This window comes from Bacillus songklensis (assembly GCF_042649685.1).
In the GTDB taxonomy this organism is placed as follows: Bacteria; Bacillota; Bacilli; order Bacillales; family Bacillaceae_H; genus Bacillus_BA; species Bacillus_BA songklensis.
This window is the reverse complement of record NZ_JBHRZT010000072.1, coordinates 515782-539328: the sequence shown is the minus strand read 5'-3', so window position 1 is coordinate 539328 and position 23547 is coordinate 515782. Positions and strand designations below refer to the sequence as shown.

The window sequence follows — 23547 nt, the reverse complement described above, 5'->3', positions numbered from 1 at the left end:
GAGACTTTTAATGAATCAATTAACGGCTCTTTATCCTCACGCTGTGGAACATACAAAAAAGAAAATTTATGAAGACATCAATCGTTATCTAGAAGATAAAGAAAAGATGCCCTCCTACGAACACTTTCTCATAGATAGGAGACACTATATTGAGCAGATTTGGATCAATGTCTGGTTGAATAAAGTGACAAATGATGTTTCAAGAAGTGAAAAAAAATCCTATCTGAGTGAGATGGGGTATGAGGTAGAAGGTGTGGACCGAAAACTGATTAATCAGTTGTTTCGAAACGAAATGAGAAGCTATCAGCCTTTTGACGTGATGAAATGGTTAGATGAAACATTTGCTAACGATCAAAAGGGATGGGAAGAACGATATCAAAAAGCGAGAAAATATTTTCTTGAACGGGAAAAAGAGAAACAGCTTTTAGAAAAAAGAGCAAGTGTAAAGAAGAAAATTGTAAGCGCTGCTTCAAAAATTCTGAAGCAAGATCATGTTACATTATACCTGTATGTCAGGCACTTCGTTGCTTGCCGATTAGCAAGCGATTTAAAAAAAAAGACAAAATATCGGACCCTTGATACTTTTAGGATTGAGGAAACATTAGAGGGAGAAGACCGCTTTGATCCATCCGATTACACAACAGCAGCGGATTTTTTCCATGAACTGACGGGAGCCATTCATAAAATTTCGCTTCAATGGGAACGAAGGCACTATGAATATGAAACGTATTATTACGTATATGAAAGGCTTATTGCGAATTATCTTTGTGAACTAGTACCGAAATGGGTAATGGAGCAGCTATCACCGACTGTTGTTAGCCAATTTCAAGAAACATACAACGAAGCATTAACCGACTCCATGCTGAACGATATAATTGTTGAACCCTTATTTGAACTTATCAGTGACCATTTCTTGTGCATCCAGGAAGAGTATGTTTCAGATCTCCTTAAACTTGCGGACATACCATTGGAAGTTTCTAGACATAAAGAAATATATGAAAAGGATCTTGCTGAACGGGAACGTAGAAAAGCGGAAGAGTTAGCGGAAATTGAACGTAAAAAAGAAGAAGAAAGACAAATGCTTGAAGATATATTCGGACGCGAATATAGGCCTTCGGCAGGACGAAATATACATTATGTGCTTCACATCGGTGAAACGAATACCGGGAAAACGTATCAGGCGTTGAAACGAATGAAAGAAGCAAGTAGTGGTCTGTACCTGGCACCGCTTCGACTGTTAGCCCTTGAAGTTTATGATAAATTAAATGCAGAGGGCGTTCCCTGTTCATTAAAAACCGGGGAAGAGGAAAAGACGATTGCGGGTGCTAAGCATATATCCTGCACAGTTGAAATGTTTCACGAAAAAGATTTTTATGACGTTGTTGTCATTGATGAAGCTCAAATGATTGCCGATAAGGACAGGGGTTTTTCATGGTATAAAGCAATAACGAAAACGAATGCAAATGAAGTTCACATCATCGGAAGCCGAAACATGAAAAAAATGATACTTCAGTTGTTGGGGAATTCTGATGTCGACATTCACGAGTATAACCGTGATATTCCACTTAAAGTGGAATCAGAGGTATTCAATCTTAACCATACGAAAAGCGGAGACGCACTCGTCTGTTTTTCAAGAAACCGTGTCCTTGAGGTTGCATCCAGCTTGCAAAACAATGGTCGTTCTGTCAGCATGATTTACGGCAGTATGCCGCCAGAAACGAGAAAAAAACAGATGCAGAGGTTCATCAAAGGGGAAACAACCGTGATTGTCTCAACCGATGCCATCGGAATGGGGTTAAACTTGCCAATTCGCCGTATCGTGTTTCTAGAAAATGAGAAATTTGACGGCACGAGAAGACGGAGGTTAACTTCACAAGAAGTCAAACAAATTGCAGGTCGAGCAGGCCGAAAAGGCATCTATAATGTTGGGAAAGTGGCATTTACAAAAGAAATTAACATCATGACACGGCTTCTCACTCAAGAGGATGAATCCATTTCTACGTTTGCCATTGCACCAACCAACGCAGTATTGGAACGCTTTCAAAAGTATTCTCGTACACTCGGGACTTTTTTTGAGCTTTGGGAAAAATTTGAAAGCCCAAAAGGAACAAAAAAAGCGACACTTTCAGAAGAACGTGAACTTTATCATATGATTCGTGATACTGAAATTGAAGCACGCCTTTCCATTATGGATCTTTATGGATTTTTGCATTTGCCATTTTCAACAAACGAGCCCAGGCTTACGGCACAATGGCGAGAAACGATGTTTGCGATTGTAAACAAAAGGGAGTTACCCGAACCGCCCATAAAAAGGGAGAGCCTTGAGGAACTTGAACTCTCCTATAAAGCAGTTGGCCTTCACCTCTTGTTTTTATACCGGTTAGATCAACGAACCGAAGCGATTTACTGGGAGCGTGTACGGGAAGAGATCAGTGATGAGATCCATGAAATCTTAAAGACTGGAGTCAAAAGCCTAAAGAAAAAATGCAGGAAATGCGGGAAAAGTCTTGCGTGGGACTTTTCGTTTCAAATATGCGATGATTGCCATACCGCACGTTATAGAAGAAGGTACCGTGTTTACGATCATAGCGATTAAAAATTCTTGAAAAAGGGTCATATGAAAGATCATCATGACCACCGTACCATTCCATATCAAGACTCATTTTCACTTAGAAGAAAGAGGAAGGTTGGGTTTCCTCTTTCTTTACGGGATGGCTTTGTTAAAGACCCATTTTCTTCTTAAATATAATGTTGAATAAAGTTTTAATTTTATCAAAATCACGGATTATCCATTGACAAATTTTAACATGTTGTTTATCATTTCATATATGAAGTATTTAAAGGTGAGGGATTTATGAATTTTGATAAACTTCGTAATATTTATTTAACAATACGAGATGTGAACAATCTTTCTCAGAAAAATTTTGCCCAGCTACTTGAAAACAAGGGGATTACACCTGTTCAATTCGGCATACTGAATAATCTTTCATGTGATGAAAAAGTCACGATGACCAAACTGTACAAACTTGTCGGTTGCGTTCCAAGTAATATGACTACACTGATCAAACGAATGGTTCGAGACGGATTAGTGGAAACTGCGAAAAACCCTCAGGATCAACGTGAAACTCTTGTGTTTTTAACAAAGAAAGGCGAAACCCTTCGAGAATCTCTTTTTGACTTATATGATTCTTTTTTAAAACAAAATTATGCTGGTCTTACATGTGAAGAGCAGGTAACCCTTTCAGCTTTGCTAAATAAATTAGAAAAAAGTCTAACAAAGGAATAGGCTTTTTTTAATATAAATATATTTCATATATGAATTATTTTTTTTGGGGGTTAATTACTTCATATATGAAATAATTATTTTTAAGGAGGACTGAATCATGAATGAAAATTCAAAGCAGAATGCAGGGAAATCTCTATTATTTTTTCTCTCGATTTGTGCATTTTTTGTAGGGTTGGATTCATTAGTGGTTGCCCCGTTAATTCCGGAAATGATGGCAGCAACATCCATTTCAACATCTAAAGGTGGACTTTTAATAACTGCTTATGCACTGTTTTATGGGCTGTTTGCCCCTTTATTTGGACCAATTTCTGATAGATGGGGAAGAAAAAAGATGATTATTACTGGTATGCTTGTATTTGCATTAGGGACATTTTTAATTGGGATTAGCCATGATTTCTATTTAATGCTGATCTTCCGGGCCCTGACTGGTTTATCAGGGGCAATGATTATGCCAAGTATTTTTGCATTGGTTGGTGATTTGTTTGCTTATGAACGGAGAGGTAGGGCGATGGGGATGATAATGGGGGCTATGATTGGTTCAACGGTTATTGGAGTTCCAATTGGTGCAATTTTTACCCAAATTGGAACCTGGCAATTAACCTTCTATAGTATAGGAATATTAGCTCTCGTGTTAACCGTGATTATGACCCTTAAAATACCCGGAATACCACCTAAAAATCAACTATCCGGCTCTATTCTTAAAACTTATTTAAGGCAATTTAAAGCAGCATTTTCAACCGTTTCTGTCCTTTTTGCTCTTTTGTCAACTTTATTATGGACTATGGGACTTCATGGCATGTTTTCTTATATTGGCGTGTACTATAGGGAAAACTTTCATTTAGTTGTAGGAGAAGTTGGGATCATTATTTTTGCTGCTGGTATGGGAAGTGTTATCGGAAACTTAATTGGAGGTAAACTATCGGATCGTTTAGGTAAGAAGTTTGTTATTATATTTGCAAGTATTTTAGCTTCTATGGGAGTATTGAGCTTTGCTGTTTTTACGAATAACATAATTGCAGCTCTGATTTCTCATGTTTTTTGGAGTTTTTCAATTGGATTGGGGCAATCCTCGCTTACGGTACTTATTTCAGAATTAAATCCCAATGTTAGAGGGACTGTTATGTCTTTAAACAGTTCTGCAATGTATATTGGAATGATGACAGCTTCGGCACTCTCCTCTTTCCTTTTAACATTTGGCGGGTTTTTAATAATTGGAATACTATGCTCAACATCAACCATCTTAGTATTACCTATCATTATTTTTCTTATTAAAGAGCAGGTAATGATAAAACAAACAAAAGATCAGACCTTTTAGAATAAAAATTAATCATATTTTATACAATAAAGTTCATTACGAACCATCTCTTTTATCTAGAATCTACTCAGATCATAATCAGTTCTAGGCACTTCATAATAAAATAATAAAAAGAATTGTCCAAACGAAAACTACTATCCATCGATACCGATACGTGTGATCGCCCCAATGAGTGGTGATATTCAGAAAATAGGGCCTGTTTCAGTGGTTAAAGTATTTTAATCTCTATAATAGAACTATATTTAAGAAAAGAAAGAAGGCAGCTTATGTGGCTTTTGGCAGCGTTGATGACGACCATCAGTTTTGGATTAAGCAACACCATTTTTAAGTGGAGCACCGTACACGGAATGTCGAAAGTAAGTATTCAATTTTTCTTTTATTCTATTGCTTTTTTATTAACCCTCGGTTATGGAGTAGTCACGCAGGCTCTTCATCCTAATTTAATTTCTATTTTTCTAGGTGCGCTTATCGGTATATTAAATGCTAATGGAAATATTCAGATGTCCCGGGCTTTTGAAAAGGGACCGGCCAGTTTGACCTCACCATTGATTGCAGCCAATGCTATCTTTCCTGTCCTGGCTGCAGGGCTTATCTTTCATGAGCACATCTCACTCATTCAATGGATCGGGATTTTATGTATGATGGGCTCTGCAATGGTCATTCAGTATACACCCGGTTCAAAAGGTAATATAAACTACGTACCGTGGATTGTTCGAATCATGCTTGCGGTTCTTTCTTTTGGAATTCTTGGAATTCTAATGAAAACTTCTTCTTATCTCCATATCACTCCCTTAGATATGCTTGTGGCAATGTACGGCGGCGGCAGTATCTATCTAGCTGTTTGGTTCAGGAAAGAAAAAGCGCAATTGCGTGAAGTGAAAATTGGTACTTTTGTTGCTCTATCGAGTGTAGTGGGTTTTAGCTGCTATTTTTACGCTTTACGGACAGGAATGGCCAGTATCGTATTTCCTGTTGTTAGTTTAAACTGTCTAGTAGTTGTTCTTGCAGGTTGTTATATGTTTAAAGAGAGATTAAGGATGTATCAAGTATTTGGCATTCTTTCTGCGTTACTTGGGCTTATCCTTACAAAAATATAGTCTCTTCTCTAACTTAAGGACAATGCCCCCCTTGTAAGTAGTAGTGGTAAAGGGGGGCTTGTCCTTTTTTCTATATGGCTTAGGCTGCCTACTGACGTAGGTAGCCTTTAAGTTGTTGGTACAGCTAAAATGCCAAATAAGTGTGTTCAAGAAGTATGGCTTCACCTTTATAAAAGCTACATGAAGCGACTAGTATTAAACTAAAAAAGCTCACTTGATAAAAAATCCAAAAATTTGTAAGAGATGGTTTGACAAAGAAATACCTCCTTCAATCATAATCTAACACTATGATCTAATGGAGGTATTTGCTTACCGAAGATTTTCTTATCAAGAAAGACTTTTAGTTGCTGTGGTCATTCTTGGATTTTCAATATCTTTGATTTTAGAAAGTCTGTTGCTGCTGTAATTGTTGGGCACATTGTTGAGCGAGTTGCTGAATTTGTTGCAACTGTTGGGCAGCAGTTTGTTCTCTTTGTGCAAAGCCCTGTAATTGCATACCCATTTGAGCACCGTTTTGTCCTTGAGCTTGTTGGAATAGTTGAGCATTTCTCTTAGTTCCAGTCCGTTCGAAAGAGCAATTAGAGAATGAAACAGTTTTGTAAATGGGCCTGAATAGGCATTTTATATTAAGCGGATAATATTTCGTGTAAATCCGAGTATGGGGGTTGCCATATGAGAAATGCTTTTCGCACATGGTCTTTGTTCACCTTGCTGTTTAGCTCAGTTGGTTGCAATATGGACAATAATGCAGCGAATAACAATGATAGAAATGGAGGGCAAGTTTTACAGGAAAACGATAGGGGAAACCGGGAAGGCGGAAACATTCGGATTCTCAACAATGGTTCAAATGGGGACAAGCCGCAAAAAACAGGAAACAAAGAGAATATGAATGATCAGGGATACCATGGACACATTGATAAACGTCCTGGCCAAGGTCCGAAGATTCTTGGAGATGAAGATGGCAAGGGGAGCATTTTTAATGACAAACGTTATATTCATATCCAGCTCCTTGGCATAAATGATTTACACGGGCAACTGAATGTTACACGCCAGGTTGGTGGAAAGCCGGTTGGCCGGGTAGATTATTTGGCCGCTTACCTTAGACAGCGTGAAAGCCAGAATAAAAATACATTATTGGTTCAAGTGGGCGATATGATTGGGGCAAGTCCGCCCATTTCTGCATTGCTGCAGGATGAACCGACTATTAAATTTTTAAATAGCTTAAATTTTGATATTGGAACAGTAGGGAATCACGAATTTGATAAAGGTGTAAAAGAGCTGCAGCGTATTATCCACGGAGGGACACATGAAAAGACTGGTGATTTTGAAGGATCTTCGTTCCCGTGGATTGTGGCAAATGTAGTTAATGAAAAAACCGGCAAAACGATTCTTCCTCCTTATAAGGTAGTAAAAGTCAATGGCATGCCAATTGGTTTTATAGGAGTTGTAACAACTGACACTCCCAACCTGGTCATTCCAAGCAATGTTCAGGGATTGAAATTTACTGATGAAGCGGAAGCCATTAATAAATCAGTAGCCGAACTTAAAAATTCAGGAGTAAGAGCCATTGTCGTGTTAGCTCACAATCCGGGAACATCTAATGTAAACGGGGAACAACCAACAGGAGAAGTAGTGGAGATTGCCAATTCAGTTGATGATGAAGTTGATATCATTTACGGAGGGCACAACCATGCGCACTTGAACTCTGTAGTAGACGGAAAATTACTTGTTCAATCATACTCTTATGGAACAGCATTCTCGGATGTAGATATTGCGATTGATCCTAAAACAAAAGATATTGCCGCAAAAAAGGCGGAAATTGTGACTGTCTACCAGGGTGGTATCGATCCAGATGCAAAAGTTACGCAAATGGTCGAACAGTTTGAAGATCAAGTGAGGCCGATGGTAGAACGGGTAATTGGCCCGGCTGCAAACAATCTAACGGCACAGCAAAATGAAAGCGGTGAATCAGCATTAGGAAATTTAATCGCTGATGCCCAGAGAGCATCTATGAATACTGATTTTGCTTTTATGAATCCTGGGGGTATTCGTGCTGATATCGATAAGGGGGATGTTACGTGGGGAGAATTATACACGGTTCAGCCGTTCGGAAACGATTTGATTAAAATGAATTTAACCGGAAAGCAAATTCGGCAATTGCTTAACCAGCAATGGAGAACGACAGGAACAAACATGCTGCAGATATCAGGTTTGACGTATACATGGGATGACAATCAGCCTATCGGCCAAAAGGTACAAAATATCCTTTTAAAAGATGGAACAGAATTGGATGAAAATAAAACTTATACCGTTACGGGTAATAACTTTATCGCCGGCGGAGGAGACGGATTTACGGTCTTTAGAGAGGGAACAAACCGGGAGACAGGAGCAAAGGACCTCGATGCTCTGGTAAGATTTATCGAAAATCTGTCTAAGCCGTTTAGTTATGAGATCGAGGGACGAATAAACAAAGTGCGATACTAATTCGGAAAAATGCTTGTCCTTACAAGGCTTCCGGACCTTCCCGGAAGCCTTGATTGCGTTCAGCAAGTTTCTCTATACTCCAGTCAGTAAAAGTAAAGCCACATTAAAATAAAAAATACCAGTCACCTCAAATTTTTTAATGATAGCAAAAGAGGAGGTGTGATACTATGGTTAAAGATGCCGCTTAGCTTTTAATCCACACAAAAGATCGTTATGATAGGCAATATAAAAACAATGTAGGTGAAATTTCATTTGGTCAAGTAGTACTAATGCCAAAAGTGCAAAGAAAAGAAAGGGATTGGGATGAAACGATGAAATGTATTTCGATTGATTTAGATGGTACGTTATTGAGTTCTCGACATGAAATATCCGAGGAAAATATGAAAGCCTTAAAAGAATTGCGAGAAGAAGGATATGAAATCATTTTAAACACAGGTCGAGCCTATGCAGATGTGGTGAAAATCAAAGCTATACAAAATATGGAAATGCCCATTTTTTGTGTAAATGGTTCTGTTTTATACTCAAAAACCGGAGAACTTTTATACGAGGCGACTATAGCTATTTCTACATATAAAGAAATATTTTCTGTTTTAAAAAAATTGGGAGTAGGAATTCTCGTATATACTAATTATGGCGGTTTCCCTTCCACTTTGCCTCCATTACATCATAAGAGTAAGGAAGAGCTGGATACTCTTTTTCAAGAATACGATTACGATGAAATTCTAAACAAAGACAACCTTAAAATCTATAAACTAATTGCTTTGGTCCATAACGAGCAACTAGAAAAAATTGAAGAAGTAAAAAAGGCATTATCTGATAAAGTTGATATTTCGACGGCTTCTTCTTTTCCTAATAACGTAGAAATTACTTCAAACGAAGCGCAAAAAGGAAAGGCTTTATTGCGTTACCAACAGATGATGAATCTATCTTTTGAAGAGATTTTTGCTTTCGGAGATGGGGGTAACGATCTCGCCCAATTCGAGGTAGCAACCACTTCAGTTGCGATGGGAAATGCCCCTCTGAATATTCAACAAAAAGCTGATTTAATAACAAAGACAAATGATGAAGATGGATTTGCCTATGCAGTGCGTCATCTTTTAAAATTAATAAAAACACAAGAGGTCATATCCGTGATATGACACTAAACTATGTCCGTTCCGTTAGGCGGAGGACCGTTAGAAACAAGGATTGCGAGATGCAGGTAAAATCGTTGCAGTCGGGGTTCTGGGAGTATCTATCTTAGATGTTGCCATAAATCGAAATGAAATAAGAGGATGGCTCAAAAGGCATGTCTTTTGAGCCATCCTCTTTGTTGTGCAGCAATCGATTAGCCGATTTTTCCTGCGCCAAGGAAAAAATCGGCTTTTTGTTCGTTTATTTCGCTATCCATGGTTGGTATCAAGTGAATTAGCGAAAGAATAATTTATTAACCTTTATAGTGTTATAACAGCAATACGGTACCTTGTCATCGCATTATTGGCAAAATTAGTAATTTTCCTCTATTGAGCCATGATTAATATTTTTTCCGTAAAATATTTCATCCATTTCATGGTGTAGTTTTTTGGTTATTTCTTCTATTTCTTCAGAACTTATCTCTTTTTTTGTATGTCCGAATAAGTAATTATCTAAGTCGAATTCTCGTAGTTTGCATTTAGTGTGAAAAATATTTTCTTGATAGATATTCACGTCAATCATGTCGTATAAGCGTTTCATATCTTCTGGTATGTAGTTTTGGATGGAACTAATATCGTGATCGATAAACAATTTGCGTCCATTAATATCTCGGGTAAAGCCTCGGACGCGATAATCAATCGTCATAATATCTGTATCAAACGAGTGAATAAGATAATTTAGTGCTTTAAGTGGCGAAATTTCTCCGCACGTAGACACATCAATATCGGCTCTGAACGTACTGATACCTTCATTCGGATGGTATTCGGGATAAGTATGAACCGTGATATGACTCTTATCCAATGCCATGACAACAGCTTCAGGAAGAGGGCCAGGTGATTCTTCGAACGATTCGGTTGGTACTTCCACCACGGGTCCCTCCGAAACCAATACGGTCACACTCGCTCCTTGTGGAACGTAATCCTGTTTCGCGACATTTAATACGTGTGCGCCTATAATATCAGATACAGTTTTTAAAATCTTTGTTAATCTCTCTGCATTGTATTGTTCATCTATGTACTCTATGTAGGCTTCACGTTCTTCTTTTGTTTTTGTATAGCAAATGTCATACATATTAAAACTTAATGATTTTGTAAGATTATTAAAGCCATGTAATTGAATACGCTGCTTTGGTGTTAGTTCCATAATTTATTTCCCCTTTTCCCGATGAAGTATCATTTCATACTTAAATATTTTTATGTTACCCATCCTTTCCAATAAAAAACATCCTTACTTTTAAAAAAAGATACTATTCATTAAGTAAAATAGACGGTTATCCGGCCCTTTTTATTTATTTGTTCATTTTTTCGAATGTTTTTTTCTTTAAGTAAAAAAATAACATTGAAACATCCAAAAGCTAAACCAATTTGAAAAGGGTGATCTTATTGAACGAAGCTATTCTCGACTTCACAACTGATGATTTTCGCGAAGAATTTCTCCATTCAATTTTTGATTATTTACATGAAAACGGAATTAATCTTTACAGAATCGAAGATGTTTTGGCACGCTATCAAGAAAATAAAATTGCCCATTCGATTAATATGGCTTTATCGATGGTTATTGAACGTATAGTGGATAACTATTTACTCAGCCAAAACATCTTAAAAGAAGAGCAGTTAGCAACTGAACTAGACAGTGAATTTTCAATCGAGGTTAATCCTTCTACAGGCAAACCTCATATAAGTTCCAAATATAAATTCCTGTACAAAGAGAAAAATCTTAATTTTGTTTTGGATTGTCAATTTGAGCTAGATGAAATGTATGATAATGAAAAACTAGATGAAATGATTGAAAAAATAACAATGGACGTAGAAAACCAACTTTCGAAGTAGATGAACAAAAGAAGAGTTTTACTCTTCTCAGAGCGGGTAGAGGGCACCAATATATTTGAAAACAGAAGATAGTAAGGCTGTATGCAGTCATCATCAAACATTTCACAAAGAGTGAAAAAATTGGAAAAATCATTAAAGCGGCAGCAGCGAAAATTAAGCCGTCAATACAAATCGAAAAAGAATGGAGGTGGAGACTGCTATAAAAACGTACAGAAACAAATGTTCCATGTTCAAAAGCTTCATGTTCGATTAGCGAACATTCGAAGGGAATATGTTAGAGATGTCGTTCATGCCTTGGTGAAAGCCAAGCCGAAGTATATCACGATGGAAGACTTGAACGTGAAAGGAATGATGAAAAATCGTCATTTGTCTGATTCTGTACGCAAGCAAAACTTCTACCGCCTTAAAGAATGGTTAAGGTGCCAATGCAAGAAACATGGAATGGAACTGCGAATGGTCCATCGCTTTTACCCCAGTTCTAAAACATGTTCATGCGGCGGCAGAGGTGTTATATTTGGCAATAATTTTGAATATACGGTCAATAAGGTTATTTGTGATTGTGGAAACGATGAGTTTAACATGGTGTTTTCTATAGATGCCCATCCCACTTATACAAAAAATTATGAATGCAGTGAATGTGGGAATCTGATAGGAACTCAAGTTTACGATTAAAGTCCTTATATATGGACAATGTTCAGCTTTAAAGTTGATATGATACTCCTTTTTTTGAAAAGTTTTATTGCGGCTGGAGAATTTTGTTGCTGATAGGCGAATATCAACAGACAGAGCCTTCATAAAAAAAATCGGGATGCCAAATGACTTCCCGATTTCAGAAATAGCTATTGTACCAGACAACGTCTCCAATTGGTGTTATTACCGGTAGCAGGACATGCTTCGAATAAGTCGCCCTCCTTGTATTGCATCTTCTTTCCGGCTTCTGATTCGTATTCACCTGCTATGGAAACACTTTCCCCAGTTTTAAAAGTACGATCACGGTTTTCCATGTAGATCACCTCCCTGCATTAAGGTTCCCTATTAATGGGAATTTATACCATGAAGATTAGGCCAAAAGCTCTCATACAAAACCCACAGGTAGGAATGTGGCCATTAAGCATCCAGAATACCTACATGAGCATATCTCATTTGACCATCTTCTCCTTTTCGGTTTATTGTTTTAAATTAGCAGGTTGGACAGCAACATGCATCGTCTGATAAGTTATCTTCTTTTTTCTTTTGAAACACTCTTATTAGTTGCTCGAACAGGGGTGTTTTCTTTTGGCGGTAAATGTGCTCATCTCTCCAGGCATGCAACGCACGTCGCTCTATTTCTTTTTGTTTCTCGCTCATAAGGATAACGTATTCATATTCATACATCATAACAATCACGCCCTTTATCAAGATATATTGATTAATGAAGCAAAAAAGATAGTGTCAGAAGTAAATTTAACTCATAGTAGCTCCAAGTCCCTCTAGTTTCTTTTCTAATGAGATCTGCTTTTAAATGGTACCACAGTTTGAATTGTGGCATGTTCTTTCATCATATAGGCAGCCTCCTTTTAATAATGGTTTAAAAATCAACTTTTTTTGATTTAACAAAGAAAAATAAAATCAGCTATAAAGATATAAGTAGTAAAACATATATGTAAATCAAAGATGTTTGATTTATTAACAGTATATACCAAAAAATAAAAATTGCAACAAATTACATCAAAAAAAATTGATAAAATCAGTTTAATCATACATAGAGGGAAGAATGATGAGAATTCGGAAAGCGGTAAAAGGGGATTTGCCAAGCAGCCTAGCCATATATAACGAAGGGATCGTCAATCAGGTCGCCACCTTGGAAACAGGCATAAAAGATGCGACTTATTTGACTTACCAGGTTCATGGTACCAATTCTTGTTAAGGGTGTGGAAATTTCCTTTTGATCGATAGTTTGGAAAAGATAAGAAATACTATGAACAGAAAAAGGTTATAAGCAGTTGTTTATATAAGTAAATTATTATATGATGATAACAGAAATGGGAGGTGTCACGGAGGATGAGGGTAAAAGCAACAGTTGAAGTGGATAAAGCAGCTCAAACCTTAAAGTTGCTGGGCGATAAAACAAGATTAACCATGATGAAAATGTTACAAAGTCATGATTGCTGTGTCTGTGAGTTCGTAGCAGTCTTTAAGACAAGCCAACCAGCGATTAGCCAGCATTTACGTAAACTGCGCGATGCAGAGTTGGTGAAAGAAACTCGTAAGGGACAATGGATTTTCTATTCCATTAATAAAGAAAGCAAATATTATGAGTTTGTTCTAGGTTTACTCGATTATATTCCAAGTCAAGACGATCGTATAAAAGAGCTTGAACAACAGGGATTACGTATTATGTGTGATTAATTGGAGGGTTGAACATTGACATCAGTCATACTGGCATCATTGATTTTTTTAGTGACGCTCGTTCTTGTTATTTGGCAACCGAGAAACCTGTCGATTGGTTGGTCTGCCTGTGGGGGAGCGTTACTGGCACTTCTTGTGGGCGTCGTTGACTTTCAAGATGTTTTCGACGTAACACAAATCGTATGGAATGCCACGTTAGCGTTTATTGCGATTATCGTTATTTCCTTAATCCTCGATGAAATCGGGTTTTTCGAATGGGCTGCTTTACATATGGCAAGAGCGGCCGAGGGAAATGGCATTCGTATGTTTGTATATGTCTCGGTTTTGGGAGCCATTGTGGCGGCATTCTTTGCAAACGATGGAGCAGCGCTCATCCTCACACCGATCGTGCTTGCGATGGTGAGAGCTCTTAATTTCGATGAGAAAAAAGTATTTCCATTTATAATTGCAAGTGGATTTATTGCGGATACAACCTCACTGCCGTTAGTGGTCAGTAACTTGGTTAACATCGTATCAGCAGACTTTTTTGGAATCGAGTTTTCGCAATATGCCTCTCGTATGATTGTGCCGGACCTGTTTTCACTAGTCGCAAGTATTGCGGTATTGTACTTATTTTTTAGAAAAAGCATTCCTAAGCAATATGATTTAGCCCAATTAAAAAAACCGGTCGATGCCATTCAGGATCAAAAAATGTTCCGTTTATCTTGGATTGTTTTAGGCGTATTATTGGTTGGGTACTTTGTAAGTGAATTCTTCAACATTCCCGTATCCATCATAGCCGGCATTGTCGCGATTTTCTTCCTATCAATGGCAAGAAGAAGCCCTGCTGTCCATACGAAACAAGTATTAAAAGGGGCACCTTGGGCAATTGTTTTCTTCTCGATCGGGATGTATGTAGTGGTATATGGACTACGTAACGTAGGTTTAACAAACGTATTGGCTGACATCATTCAAATGGGAATCGATCAAGGATTGTTTGCGGGAACCATGACGATGGGCTTTATCGCTGCGATTCTTTCATCCCTTATGAATAACATGCCTACAGTCATGATTGATGCACTTGCTATCGATGCAACGAATGCAACAGGTACCATGAAAGAAGCGCTTATTTATGCAAATGTGATTGGTTCTGACTTAGGACCGAAAATTACGCCAATTGGTTCATTGGCAACCCTGTTATGGTTACACGTACTATCCTTAAAAGGGGTGAAAATCTCCTGGAGAACCTACTTTAAGACAGGGATTATCTTAACGTTTCCAACTCTGTTTATTACCCTTTTAGGTTTATATTTGTGGTTGTTGTTTATCTAGATCCATTAATTCTTATACCCTCAAAAAAAAAAGGAGACATGCAACATGGCGAAAAAAACAATTTACTTCTTATGTACAGGTAACTCTTGCCGCAGCCAAATGGCTGAAGGTTGGGCAAAAAAACACCTTGGAGATGAGTGGGAGGTACGGAGTGCAGGACTTGAAGCTCACGGATTAAATCCAAATGCTGTAAAAGCAATGAAAGAAGCAGGAATTGATATTTCTAATCAAACATCTGACGTGATTGACCCAGAAATCCTAAACAATGCCCACTTAGTCGTGACACTATGCGGACATGCAGCAGACCACTGCCCGGTAACGCCTCCACACGTTAAACGCGTACATTGGGGATTTGATGACCCTGCGAAATCAGAAGGTACAGAAGAAGAGAAATGGGCATTTTTCCAACGTGTACGTGATGAAATTGGTGATCGTATCAAGAAATTTGCTGAAACAGGCGAGTAACTTTTGACAAATTCGAAAAGACAAAGTCCATGTTCATCAAAGGGGCTTTGTCTTTTTTAATGATCTACATCAAAACCTTTTGAATTCCCTAATTCCCGTTTATCAAGGCATGGGAAGGTTTAAATATTATCCGCCATCCCCCATTTCTATATAATATTCCATTTTTTTAAAAGTAAAAGATTAAAAGAGTGTCATTTTGATGTCGGAATTTTGCTTTTTTTATACAGTCATAAAATTCTGATATTTTCTATATTTTTTATTAATTGGAATAATTTTTGTGAAATATATAGATTCCATAAACAGAGAAAGCGGGATTCGTATGAATCTACAGAGCCGCTTTTATAAACTAAAAGGAGGGTTAGATGAAAAAGAAATTAATGACCACGTTGTCCGCCGCCGTAATGGCAGGAGCATTATTTTCCGGAGCCGTATCAGCAAAAGAAGAAAATTCAAAAAAATCACTTACGGCACTCGGCGATTCAATCACATTTGGTTACAATTTGGAACAACATAACCAACGTGTTTCCAAAGACGCTTTTCCTTTTGTCATGGGAGACTATGCAAATCTTCGTGTTCGGGATTTAGGTGTTCCGGGATGGAAGACGCAAGACTTGTTGAATGCCTTAGAGACAAACGAGAAATTCCGCCAGGCGGTAGCCCATGCAGACTACATCACGCTGGATATCGGAAGCAACGATTTATTGCAGGCGTTTTCCGATTACAATGTTACAGACGATGAAGTTCAAAGCGTGTTAGAGAAATTAAGTAAAATCGCATCAGAAATACGTGAATTGAGCGATGCTCCTGTAGTGGTATATAACATCTACAATCCATTCCAAGTAGATGATCCAAGACACGATATCGGCAATCTTCTGCTAAGGTATAAGGTAAATCCACAGATTGAATCTTTAGTGCACAGTCTTAACCAGGAATTGAACAATATCGTGCTTGCTGATGCCTTTACCGCGTACGGGGAGAAGCAAGCTGAATACGTTCTTCCAAACGACATTCACCCTACTATCGAAGGGCAGAAAGTATTAGCTGAAATTGGATTAAAAGCTTTACATTTAGAGGAATAGAAAAATATAGTGATGTCGAATAACGGGTAATGATAGGACCCGGAAAATACAAAATTGACTGCTTCATGACCTAACATCCGCTTAGTACATCTGTACCGAGCGGGTGTTTTGGAGTTGTTTGTAGATTTTTATGAAAAATGAGGGCAATATATTGATTAATGAAAACAACTCACATCCATTACTAACTGAAAAGCAAAATTGGATGATCAGAAGGATATTTAAAATATTGCCTAACCGCAAGAGATATACCTTTTGCAATATTAGCAGCCATTGTGTAAATAAGATGCAGGTTCGTGTAAAGAAGAGAACATTCTACGGTAGGATCATTTTCCAGGACGACCCCCATCACGCTGCAGTCTCCAATAGGAGGAAGTTTATTACCGAGACCTAAACCCGGCAGCAAAGAACCTTCCCGAACAACAATAGAGTTCACGATTCCTTCTGTACCTAGTACACTATCAATCGCAACAACAAAGCTATTGTTTGGTAAGGTGATACGCGAAAACTCTGGGACAAGGGTTGTGGCATCTAAAGGAAACTGAAGGTTTCCCAGGACCGTTAAGTGATTTGGATATAAGTCGTGAAGTAAGGTTCCAACAAATGGACCAAGGCTGTCGCCGTTTATAAGGTTAGAACCAATACCAACCACATAAATATGCTGTGTACCTTCTGGAATGAGAGAATACAAGGTGTTGCGAATGAATAGCGGTGCTAGTCTATGATTATATGGAATAATTCCCTCAAACATAGTAAGTCTTCCATCCATATCGTATCGGTTAAACATGTTACCTTCACCTCACCAATTTATCCATTGTTCCACTACTCAATATATGAAAACGCTGAACAAGCACGGTTATTTCTTTCTTGGATGCATAATAGATGCTTCAATATTCTTCATTCATACAAAATAATCCTTCCATACTATCGGAACATCGACAATATTGTTTAACAAAGCCGTTTTTTTTATATACTTATCCTATTATTCAGAGGTAACCAAGTCTGAATCAGACATAACTGTATCGGTATATCGAACTGGTCGAAAAGAAATCGAAAAAATACCTCAAGCCATCGGGTTACATCAATTGAAATCGGTGGAAAGAAATTTGAAGGGAAGGATGTTAGAGATATTTTGGGATTAAATTCAACCGATTTTACGTTTGAACGTAAAGGAGAACAGGTAATGGTTACAACTAGGGGATATGGACATGGAGTGGGGATGAGTCAATATGGAGCCAACGGGATGGCTAAGGAAGGAAAGAATTATAGGGATATTGTAAATTATTATTATAGAGACATTGAGATTGACCATGTCGATTCCCTTCAAGATATTGAACAGTTAATCGTGAAAAATAACATAGGTTCCATTAAGTAGAAATTACCTGTTATTTGGCTTGAATTTTCATCCATCCTATAGAAAGGAGGTGAAAACCATGCCAAACAGAAATCAAAATGAATATTAAAATATTTATAAATACAATCGACATCTTTAAAACCACTTTCTTTCAACCAATGAATTTGATCCTCAAGCGTTGCCATTTTATCAAGTTTAGTTCGCTCATAAGCAGCCTCAATTTCTTGTTCAGTTAAATCGCTTGTTTCAATTTTATTTTTCCAGTCATTTTTATATAGCGACTCTATAAAAGGTGTATGACCGAGAATCTGATCGGCATTTATGAATACCCCATCTTGGTTCAGTAAAAAGAAAATTTTATGGTACAGTTTTCTTTTTTCTTCGTCAGATAAATGGTGAATAGAAAGTGAAGATATGATAATATCAAACTTTTCTTCAAATTTATACTCTGTATAATCGGCAATTACATAATGAACATCCTTATGGTTTGTGAATCGCTCCTTGGAGACATCCATCATTTTTTCAGATAAATCGATTAAAGTAATCTGGGCATTTGGATACTTTTCTTTTATGAAAGAAGAAAATAACCCTGTACCTGCACCAATGTCTAGCACAGAAGGAGTTTCATTTTTTATATCAATAATGGATATAGGGACCGAATAGAATAGCTACTATAATGTGAATTATAACGGATTTAGTATATAATGGAAATTAACAAATTTCATTGAAGTTAATAACGAGTAGTTATTGATAATACCAAGATTCCAAACATCTCCATTGGCATCTAGTATTGGGAGAGCCTATAAAATAGCTTTAGGAAAAGAGAAGGATTATTGTGCTGACGGGTTTAGCGGTTGCTGTGACAGCGTCCTTATACAGTTAACGAGGAAGTTTAATCAAATTAGAGGGAAATTAAATCGAACTGTCGTAATAACTTTATTACCACAAATAAGGGGGAGAGAGTTATGAGTCGGAGTATAACATTTGAGGAAAATGAATTAATTATTAGGTTTTCAGGACTAACTGCTTTTGCAGGATTGAAGCAGGAACTAAAGATCCCATATAGCTCTATAAAAAATGTCCAAGCCGGAAATTTCAAATTACATTGGAATGCTTTGCGACTATTCGGTACTTCTATTCCAAGGGGTTACAAAGGAGGGAGGTTCCTGTACAAAGGACAGAAATATTTTTTATCCTATAATGACGTGAATCAAGTCGTTGTCCTTGATTTAGAAGGATATGATTATGATAAGGTTGTGGTGCAAGTAGGAAGCCCTAAGCAAATAAAATCAGCAATCTTAAAGCGTTGTCCGCACCTTGTTTATGAGAAACACCAGTAAAAATACTATTTACTCATTTTATTAATAAGATTATTTCCACATGCCAAAAAAAGATACACAAGCAAAGAAAACTCGAAATTTGACAGAATTTGAAAGTTCTACCCATATGTCGTCTCGCTGCTAGTTTATTAAATAGCCGCAATTTAATATTTGTGTTCCTGCCAAAAAGGATCGCTGGAAAGTATCCAACGACCCTTTTTTATTTATCTATCTTCCTTGTTAGTGTTATCACTATCATCATTATTTTCCGAACTTTTTCCAAGGGAAGGTAGACCGGATAAATATCCCGCATACCCTGGATTTTGGGAACCGGCCATCAGATAAATAAATCCATTTAAATTATCGATCGCTTGTATCCCTGTAACTTCTCCGCCATCAGGAGCAGAAACAATGCGGGACAGCTTCTTCGTGTCAACATTATAAGCCCACCCATAATTATTGTGATGTCCATGACCATCCTCGGCGATAAATAATGTTCTCATTTTTTCAGAGTATGTGATATTGTCAGGATTTGAAATTTTATCTGGATTTGCTGTATTTCCTGCCGCATCTTTCGTAGGAAGATCTTCTCCCAATACGAGTCCAGCCATTTTAGTTGCTACATAGTTACTATCAATCATATCACCGTCACGGTCCTTTTGACCGCTGGCTAAGGAAAGTTCATAAATTCCGCCGGCATTTATTTTAGAAACATGAATATCATCTACAGGATCGGTAGGATTAGCTGTCATTCCGCCGCCAATCGTTGACAGTGTCATATAAACCTTGTTATCAGCTTTGTTAAATTCAACTGTTTCCATTTTATTGAATTCTGAAGTGGCTCCTACTAGAGCACCATAACGGCGTGACTCCAAGAAAGCAGCTGCTTTTTCCATGCCGGGTTTTACTTTTAACCACTCATCTCTTCCGGCGGCTTTCACTCTTTTAAAGCCATTAGCTTTTGCATATTCTGCATCTGCCGTTGTTTCAAAGATGTCACTAAACTTCACCGTTTGAGCTAATTTTTTAATTTCTGCATCGGTTGCATGACCTAATTTGATCCATTCTAAATCAGCGGAACCGCCATTTTTTTCACTCGTTTGCTTCCATTTTGCAGCATACAGTGTCCCTGCTGATAAATCTTTCGCTTTGTCTGCCACATACATGAATGACATAGTATAACCGCCGTCATCACCGTAATAAACCGTACGGTTATCCGGTGCAACCACCACATTTTCGAATGAAAGGCGTCCCATACTATAGTGTTTAACAGCCGTTGATGTTCCGTCTGGATGAACCGTTACCTCTGGAAGGTGGCCGTAAAGATATGGATTACCAATCACCGTATTGTCTTGATAATAGTTCCGGGCAAATTGAGTAACGGAAGACTTTTCAGGATTTGCTTCATGAGCCTTTGCATCCGGATCGTATTCTTCACTTCCTAAATGTGTATTCCAGGGAGACAAGTGGCCTGCACAAGGAGTCCAAATTCCACCGTCAGCTGAAAAATCGATCGGCTTTACATCCGTTACGGTAAGTTCTCCCGTCTCTTTATCTTGTTCTACCGTATTTAACGCCATCGCTTTTGGCATATTCCCGATCGTATTAGACGGCATACCTTCATAATGGTTTACCATATACAACTTCCCGCTTTTCCCGTTTACACTAAGCAGGGTGTTGCTATCTGGTGAAGTGGAAACATAAGGTTTTCCTGCTTCATTTGTAATCACGTTGCCATTTGCATCATAAGCGGCGCCTGCTGTTTTTCCGTTGATCACATCGCCGGGTTGGAACAATGTTTTATATTCCAGCGGAAAAGTCTTTTGAGTACCGTTGTTGTATGTAACGATAGCAGATGCTTCACTGTACATCTTCGAACGTTCTTCCACGGTATCAGGAGCATCCATCCCAACAAATTCCACTTTATCTATGGAGAGAGGTTGGTTAGGGGAAGCAAACGTATTGGATGCTGATGGGAACAAAACAGCTAAACTCAACAAAGGAATCATCATTTTTCTTTTTTTCATTTTTTTACCTCCATTTTTGCTTCAACATGGTAAAGCATGTCTTCTATCATAGAAAATGAATGTTAAGTGGATATGTCAAACATGTAAAGTGAATGTATAAAAAATATAAATTCATCAATGTTGAACATACAGCTTCCGCAACCCCCGAAATAGAAAAGTCTTATATGGAAAACAATATTGAAAAAATTACCATTTGGATTTAAAATAAGATTTGTTAGGCTGGTTAACAGTTAAGTTGAGTAAAGGAGAGACGAGAAGAGATGAGTCGAGTAAATTTGTATGAACAAATTGGGGTAGCAATGACATGCAGGTCTTATGGAGAGTATGAAAGAATGTTTTCTTTGGAGGATTCTTTGCTGAAACGAGGCAAAATTCTAGATGTAGCAGCCGGTGCTTCCTCATTCGTCACCGAGGCTAATAAGAAGGGCTATGATGCCGTGGCCATTGATCCTCTATACAGTCTGACACTGGAAGAAATGACAAAACATGGACAAAAAGAGATGAAAACAGCCACTGAAAAGCTGGCTAAAAATGCTCATCTTTTTGTATGGGAGGATTATAAGGATTTAGATCATCATGACCAAATAAGAGAACAGTCTTTTCAACTTTTTTTTAGAACAATACCGGAAAGATGAAAAGAAAAAACGTTTTATCCCGGGAGCCTTACCATTCCTTCCGTTTAAAGATGGAACTTTTTCTCTCGTGTTATGTAATCATTTTTTATTTTTATATCAGGAACAATTCGACTATCAATTTCACTTGCAGGCTATTCAAGAGATGATAAGAGTAACCAAAAAAGGTGGTATGATTCAGATTTATCCCTTAGTTGGATTTAAAGATGAAGAATACCCTTACTTAGATAAATTATTAGAAACAATTAACGATGAGAGAGTCGTAGCTGAGAAAGTAAAAACAAATTTTCGCTTTCTGCCATCGGCAACGCACGTTTTAACTATTTCTAAATTGTAACCAAATTTTTTGCCGGATTTCCATGACGGGTCCTTTCAGGAGGATGACTCAATAGGTATGTCTTTTTATACCTTTTGAGTCATCCTCTTTGTCGAAATACTCATCTTAAAACAACTTCATTTGCTCTGCCTTAGAAACTGAGTGTTCATCAATGATATACCCCATTGCGCGATAACCCGTTAAACGTTTTTCGTACATTTTCTTTAACATAGCCACGTTTTGGTCTACATAGTCATAGACTCTTACTTCTTGTTTATTATGGTGAGTCCGGTGGAGGCGGCCAACATATTGTTGAAGTATGCCTTTCCAGGAAATGGGCATAGCCAAAAATAACGTATCAAGTCTAGAGTAATCAAACCCTTCACCTATATATTTTCCTGTCGCAATCACCAACAGTTCTTCATCATCGGGAATTTCTGTTAAACTCTGTAATGCTTGCTCACGTTCCTTTTTCTTCATGTTTCCCGAAAGAACAATCATATTTTTAGCAAATCCTTTAAATCCCTTTTTTAACTCTTCAACATGGTCGCCCCTCTCTGTTAATACTAAAGGCGAACGGCCTTCTTCCAGCGCCTGTAATACATCATTAAATAGCAGGAAATTACGTTGATCGCTGATTGCTAACTCGTTGTAAATAGCTTGAATCTTTGTTTGTTCTGTATGCTTTCCTCCACCGATTTGTCCAATTGATTTTTTAGGGATATTTAAAAAAGTAGAAAGTCGTTCTATCCATTGCTGCATAAGTTGTGTGCGATGCACAATAATGAGAGTATTAACTTTCCGTTCGGCGATAAGTGCAGCCGATGTAACAGTTTTCCCAAAACCGGTAGTAGCTGAGAGAATGCCATTATCATGCTTTAAAAGCTCTGAAACAGCATCTTGTTGCTGAGAAGTTAAATGACCATGGAACTCAACATCAATTGGATCACCCTTATATCGTTGATTCACAAAGTCCACCTGGGCAGAGTATTCTTGAAACAGCTCTTCCAAACGGCCCCTACACCCCTTGGCAATACGAGATGGGTTGCTTCATCCATTGCGCAGTTAATGACTTTTGGCATTCCATATGTTGACATCCGCTTCGCTTGAGCCTTATAAAATTCTGGATTATTGAATGACGATAATTCTGCCATCTTGGACAGTAAAAAAGAAGGGAGTGTTTCTTTCAATAGATGAATACCATTTCTAAAGTAGACCGTTAATTGTTTAGGGAGCGGTTTATCAAATTTCATTTCCTTAATCGTATGGGCTTCGTTTTGTTGAATCACTTTTTGTACATCGCTTTTGGTCATTTTTTGAATAGAAGATAGATATACCCAATACAATTTTATTGAAAAGGATGTAGAAATCCAACTCTCCAACTAATTAGTTCCTATATCGTGTGTTATGTAGACCTCCCTTATTTCAAGGGAGGTTTTTTAGAGGCTTTGTTCTTCAACAAAGGGGGGGAGTTT

The 23547-nt window shown here is 37.7% G+C and carries 25 protein-coding genes and 2 pseudogenes; 18 read left to right on the top strand and 9 right to left on the bottom strand.

All coding sequences use genetic code 11. From position 1 onward, the window contains the following. Nucleotides 1-10: 10 nt before the first annotated feature. The 6 genes from ACFOU2_RS21585 to ACFOU2_RS21560 all read left to right on the top strand — a co-directional run bounded on the left by ACFOU2_RS21585 (nucleotide 11) and on the right by ACFOU2_RS21560 (nucleotide 9321). Nucleotides 11-2596, top strand: a complete 2586-nt coding sequence (locus ACFOU2_RS21585) for a helicase-related protein (RefSeq protein WP_377918341.1) — start codon at nucleotides 11-13, stop codon at nucleotides 2594-2596. Between the two features lie 258 nt (nucleotides 2597-2854). Next, on the top strand, nucleotides 2855-3286 hold the full coding sequence (locus ACFOU2_RS21580) for a MarR family winged helix-turn-helix transcriptional regulator (RefSeq protein WP_377918340.1): 432 nt from the start codon (nucleotides 2855-2857) through the stop codon (nucleotides 3284-3286). A gap of 97 nt (nucleotides 3287-3383) precedes the next feature. Then, nucleotides 3384-4601: an MFS transporter gene (locus tag ACFOU2_RS21575; RefSeq protein ID WP_377918339.1), complete on the top strand. Its 1218-nt coding sequence runs from the start codon at nucleotides 3384-3386 to the stop codon at nucleotides 4599-4601. 266 nt (nucleotides 4602-4867) lie between these two features. Then, the gene (locus ACFOU2_RS21570; protein WP_377918338.1) at nucleotides 4868-5698 is read left to right on the top strand and encodes an EamA family transporter; all 831 of its coding nucleotides are present in this window, start codon (nucleotides 4868-4870) and stop codon (nucleotides 5696-5698) included. 672 nt (nucleotides 5699-6370) lie between these two features. Next, nucleotides 6371-8182 carry a bifunctional metallophosphatase/5'-nucleotidase gene (locus ACFOU2_RS21565; RefSeq protein ID WP_377918337.1) on the top strand — a complete coding sequence of 604 codons (1812 nt, stop codon included), beginning with the start codon at nucleotides 6371-6373 and terminating at the stop codon, nucleotides 8180-8182. A gap of 269 nt (nucleotides 8183-8451) precedes the next feature. After that, the gene (locus tag ACFOU2_RS21560) at nucleotides 8452-9321 is read left to right on the top strand and encodes an HAD family hydrolase (RefSeq protein WP_377918336.1); all 870 of its coding nucleotides are present in this window, start codon (nucleotides 8452-8454) and stop codon (nucleotides 9319-9321) included. 346 nt (nucleotides 9322-9667) lie between these two features. Here ACFOU2_RS21560 and speD read toward each other — a convergent pair whose 3' ends face one another. Then, the gene (speD, locus tag ACFOU2_RS21555) at nucleotides 9668-10498 is read right to left on the bottom strand and encodes an adenosylmethionine decarboxylase (protein ID WP_377918335.1); all 831 of its coding nucleotides are present in this window, start codon (nucleotides 10496-10498) and stop codon (nucleotides 9668-9670) included. A 239-nt stretch (nucleotides 10499-10737) separates the two neighbouring features. On the opposite strand from speD, the gene ACFOU2_RS21550 reads away from it, so the two are divergent. Then, on the top strand, nucleotides 10738-11184 hold the full coding sequence (locus tag ACFOU2_RS21550) for a hypothetical protein (RefSeq protein ID WP_377918334.1): 447 nt from the start codon (nucleotides 10738-10740) through the stop codon (nucleotides 11182-11184). An 81-nt stretch (nucleotides 11185-11265) separates the two neighbouring features. Then, nucleotides 11266-11856, top strand: coding sequence for an RNA-guided endonuclease TnpB family protein (locus tag ACFOU2_RS21545; protein ID WP_377918333.1), 591 nt, complete (start codon nucleotides 11266-11268; stop codon nucleotides 11854-11856). A 167-nt stretch (nucleotides 11857-12023) separates the two neighbouring features. Here the strand turns inward: ACFOU2_RS21545 and ACFOU2_RS21540 are convergent, their stop codons facing one another. From ACFOU2_RS21540 to ACFOU2_RS21530, 3 genes and pseudogenes are all read right to left on the bottom strand, one after another. After that, nucleotides 12024-12188: a hypothetical protein gene (locus ACFOU2_RS21540; protein WP_377918332.1), complete on the bottom strand. Its 165-nt coding sequence runs from the start codon at nucleotides 12186-12188 to the stop codon at nucleotides 12024-12026. 175 nt (nucleotides 12189-12363) lie between these two features. Then, nucleotides 12364-12561: a hypothetical protein gene (locus ACFOU2_RS21535; protein ID WP_377918331.1), complete on the bottom strand. Its 198-nt coding sequence runs from the start codon at nucleotides 12559-12561 to the stop codon at nucleotides 12364-12366. Nucleotides 12562-12592: 31 nt separating this feature from the next. Next, a pseudogene (locus ACFOU2_RS21530) lies at nucleotides 12593-12706 on the bottom strand (hypothetical protein); the annotation flags it as partial. A gap of 234 nt (nucleotides 12707-12940) precedes the next feature. Here ACFOU2_RS21530 and ACFOU2_RS21525 point away from each other — a divergent pair. The 5 genes from ACFOU2_RS21525 to ACFOU2_RS21505 all read left to right on the top strand — a co-directional run bounded on the left by ACFOU2_RS21525 (nucleotide 12941) and on the right by ACFOU2_RS21505 (nucleotide 16427). After that, complete coding sequence (locus tag ACFOU2_RS21525; protein ID WP_377918330.1) at nucleotides 12941-13090, top strand: hypothetical protein; 150 nt, start codon at nucleotides 12941-12943, stop codon at nucleotides 13088-13090. A 134-nt stretch (nucleotides 13091-13224) separates the two neighbouring features. Then, nucleotides 13225-13572, top strand: a complete 348-nt coding sequence (locus tag ACFOU2_RS21520) for an ArsR/SmtB family transcription factor (protein ID WP_377918329.1) — start codon at nucleotides 13225-13227, stop codon at nucleotides 13570-13572. A gap of 15 nt (nucleotides 13573-13587) precedes the next feature. Then, nucleotides 13588-14883, top strand: a complete 1296-nt coding sequence (locus ACFOU2_RS21515) for an arsenic transporter (RefSeq protein WP_377918328.1) — start codon at nucleotides 13588-13590, stop codon at nucleotides 14881-14883. Between the two features lie 45 nt (nucleotides 14884-14928). Beyond that, on the top strand, nucleotides 14929-15348 hold the full coding sequence (gene arsC / locus ACFOU2_RS21510; protein WP_377918327.1) for an arsenate reductase (thioredoxin): 420 nt from the start codon (nucleotides 14929-14931) through the stop codon (nucleotides 15346-15348). A 362-nt stretch (nucleotides 15349-15710) separates the two neighbouring features. Further along, the gene (locus tag ACFOU2_RS21505; RefSeq protein ID WP_377918326.1) at nucleotides 15711-16427 is read left to right on the top strand and encodes an SGNH/GDSL hydrolase family protein; all 717 of its coding nucleotides are present in this window, start codon (nucleotides 15711-15713) and stop codon (nucleotides 16425-16427) included. A gap of 181 nt (nucleotides 16428-16608) precedes the next feature. On the opposite strand, the gene yyaC is transcribed toward ACFOU2_RS21505, so the two are convergent. Beyond that, a complete protein-coding gene (yyaC, locus tag ACFOU2_RS21500; RefSeq protein ID WP_377918325.1) occupies nucleotides 16609-17211 on the bottom strand; it encodes a spore protease YyaC in 603 nt (200 codons plus the stop codon). Nucleotides 17212-17430: 219 nt separating this feature from the next. On the opposite strand from yyaC, the gene ACFOU2_RS21495 reads away from it, so the two are divergent. Further along, on the top strand, nucleotides 17431-17799 hold the full coding sequence (locus ACFOU2_RS21495; RefSeq protein WP_377918698.1) for a SpoIID/LytB domain-containing protein: 369 nt from the start codon (nucleotides 17431-17433) through the stop codon (nucleotides 17797-17799). Here ACFOU2_RS21495 and ACFOU2_RS21490 read toward each other — a convergent pair. Then, nucleotides 17748-18413: a class I SAM-dependent methyltransferase gene (locus ACFOU2_RS21490; protein ID WP_377918697.1), complete on the bottom strand. Its 666-nt coding sequence runs from the start codon at nucleotides 18411-18413 to the stop codon at nucleotides 17748-17750. The two genes, ACFOU2_RS21495 and ACFOU2_RS21490, sit on opposite strands and share 52 nt — an antisense overlap. Before the next feature lie 330 nt (nucleotides 18414-18743). On the opposite strand from ACFOU2_RS21490, the gene ACFOU2_RS21485 reads away from it, so the two are divergent. Beyond that, nucleotides 18744-19118: a hypothetical protein gene (locus ACFOU2_RS21485; protein ID WP_377918324.1), complete on the top strand. Its 375-nt coding sequence runs from the start codon at nucleotides 18744-18746 to the stop codon at nucleotides 19116-19118. A gap of 203 nt (nucleotides 19119-19321) precedes the next feature. Here ACFOU2_RS21485 and ACFOU2_RS21480 read toward each other — a convergent pair whose 3' ends face one another. After that, nucleotides 19322-21124, bottom strand: a complete 1803-nt coding sequence (locus ACFOU2_RS21480) for a PhoX family protein (RefSeq protein ID WP_377918323.1) — start codon at nucleotides 21122-21124, stop codon at nucleotides 19322-19324. Between the two features lie 260 nt (nucleotides 21125-21384). Here ACFOU2_RS21480 and ACFOU2_RS21475 point away from each other — a divergent pair, with 260 nt between their 5' ends. From ACFOU2_RS21475 to ACFOU2_RS21465, 3 genes and pseudogenes are all read left to right on the top strand, one after another. Next, complete coding sequence (locus ACFOU2_RS21475) at nucleotides 21385-21759, top strand: hypothetical protein (protein WP_377918322.1); 375 nt, start codon at nucleotides 21385-21387, stop codon at nucleotides 21757-21759. A 16-nt stretch (nucleotides 21760-21775) separates the two neighbouring features. Continuing rightward, a pseudogene (locus tag ACFOU2_RS21470) lies at nucleotides 21776-21874 on the top strand (hypothetical protein); the annotation flags it as partial. Nucleotides 21875-21901: 27 nt separating this feature from the next. Continuing rightward, complete coding sequence (locus ACFOU2_RS21465; protein ID WP_377918321.1) at nucleotides 21902-22093, top strand: hypothetical protein; 192 nt, start codon at nucleotides 21902-21904, stop codon at nucleotides 22091-22093. 105 nt (nucleotides 22094-22198) lie between these two features. Here the strand turns inward: ACFOU2_RS21465 and ACFOU2_RS21460 are convergent, their stop codons facing one another. Beyond that, complete coding sequence (locus tag ACFOU2_RS21460; RefSeq protein ID WP_377918320.1) at nucleotides 22199-23041, bottom strand: DEAD/DEAH box helicase family protein; 843 nt, start codon at nucleotides 23039-23041, stop codon at nucleotides 22199-22201. Further along, on the bottom strand, nucleotides 23038-23454 hold the full coding sequence (locus ACFOU2_RS21455; protein WP_377918319.1) for a hypothetical protein: 417 nt from the start codon (nucleotides 23452-23454) through the stop codon (nucleotides 23038-23040). Before ACFOU2_RS21455 ends, ACFOU2_RS21460 begins: the two co-directional genes overlap by 4 nt. Between the last annotated feature and the right edge of the window lie 93 nt (nucleotides 23455-23547).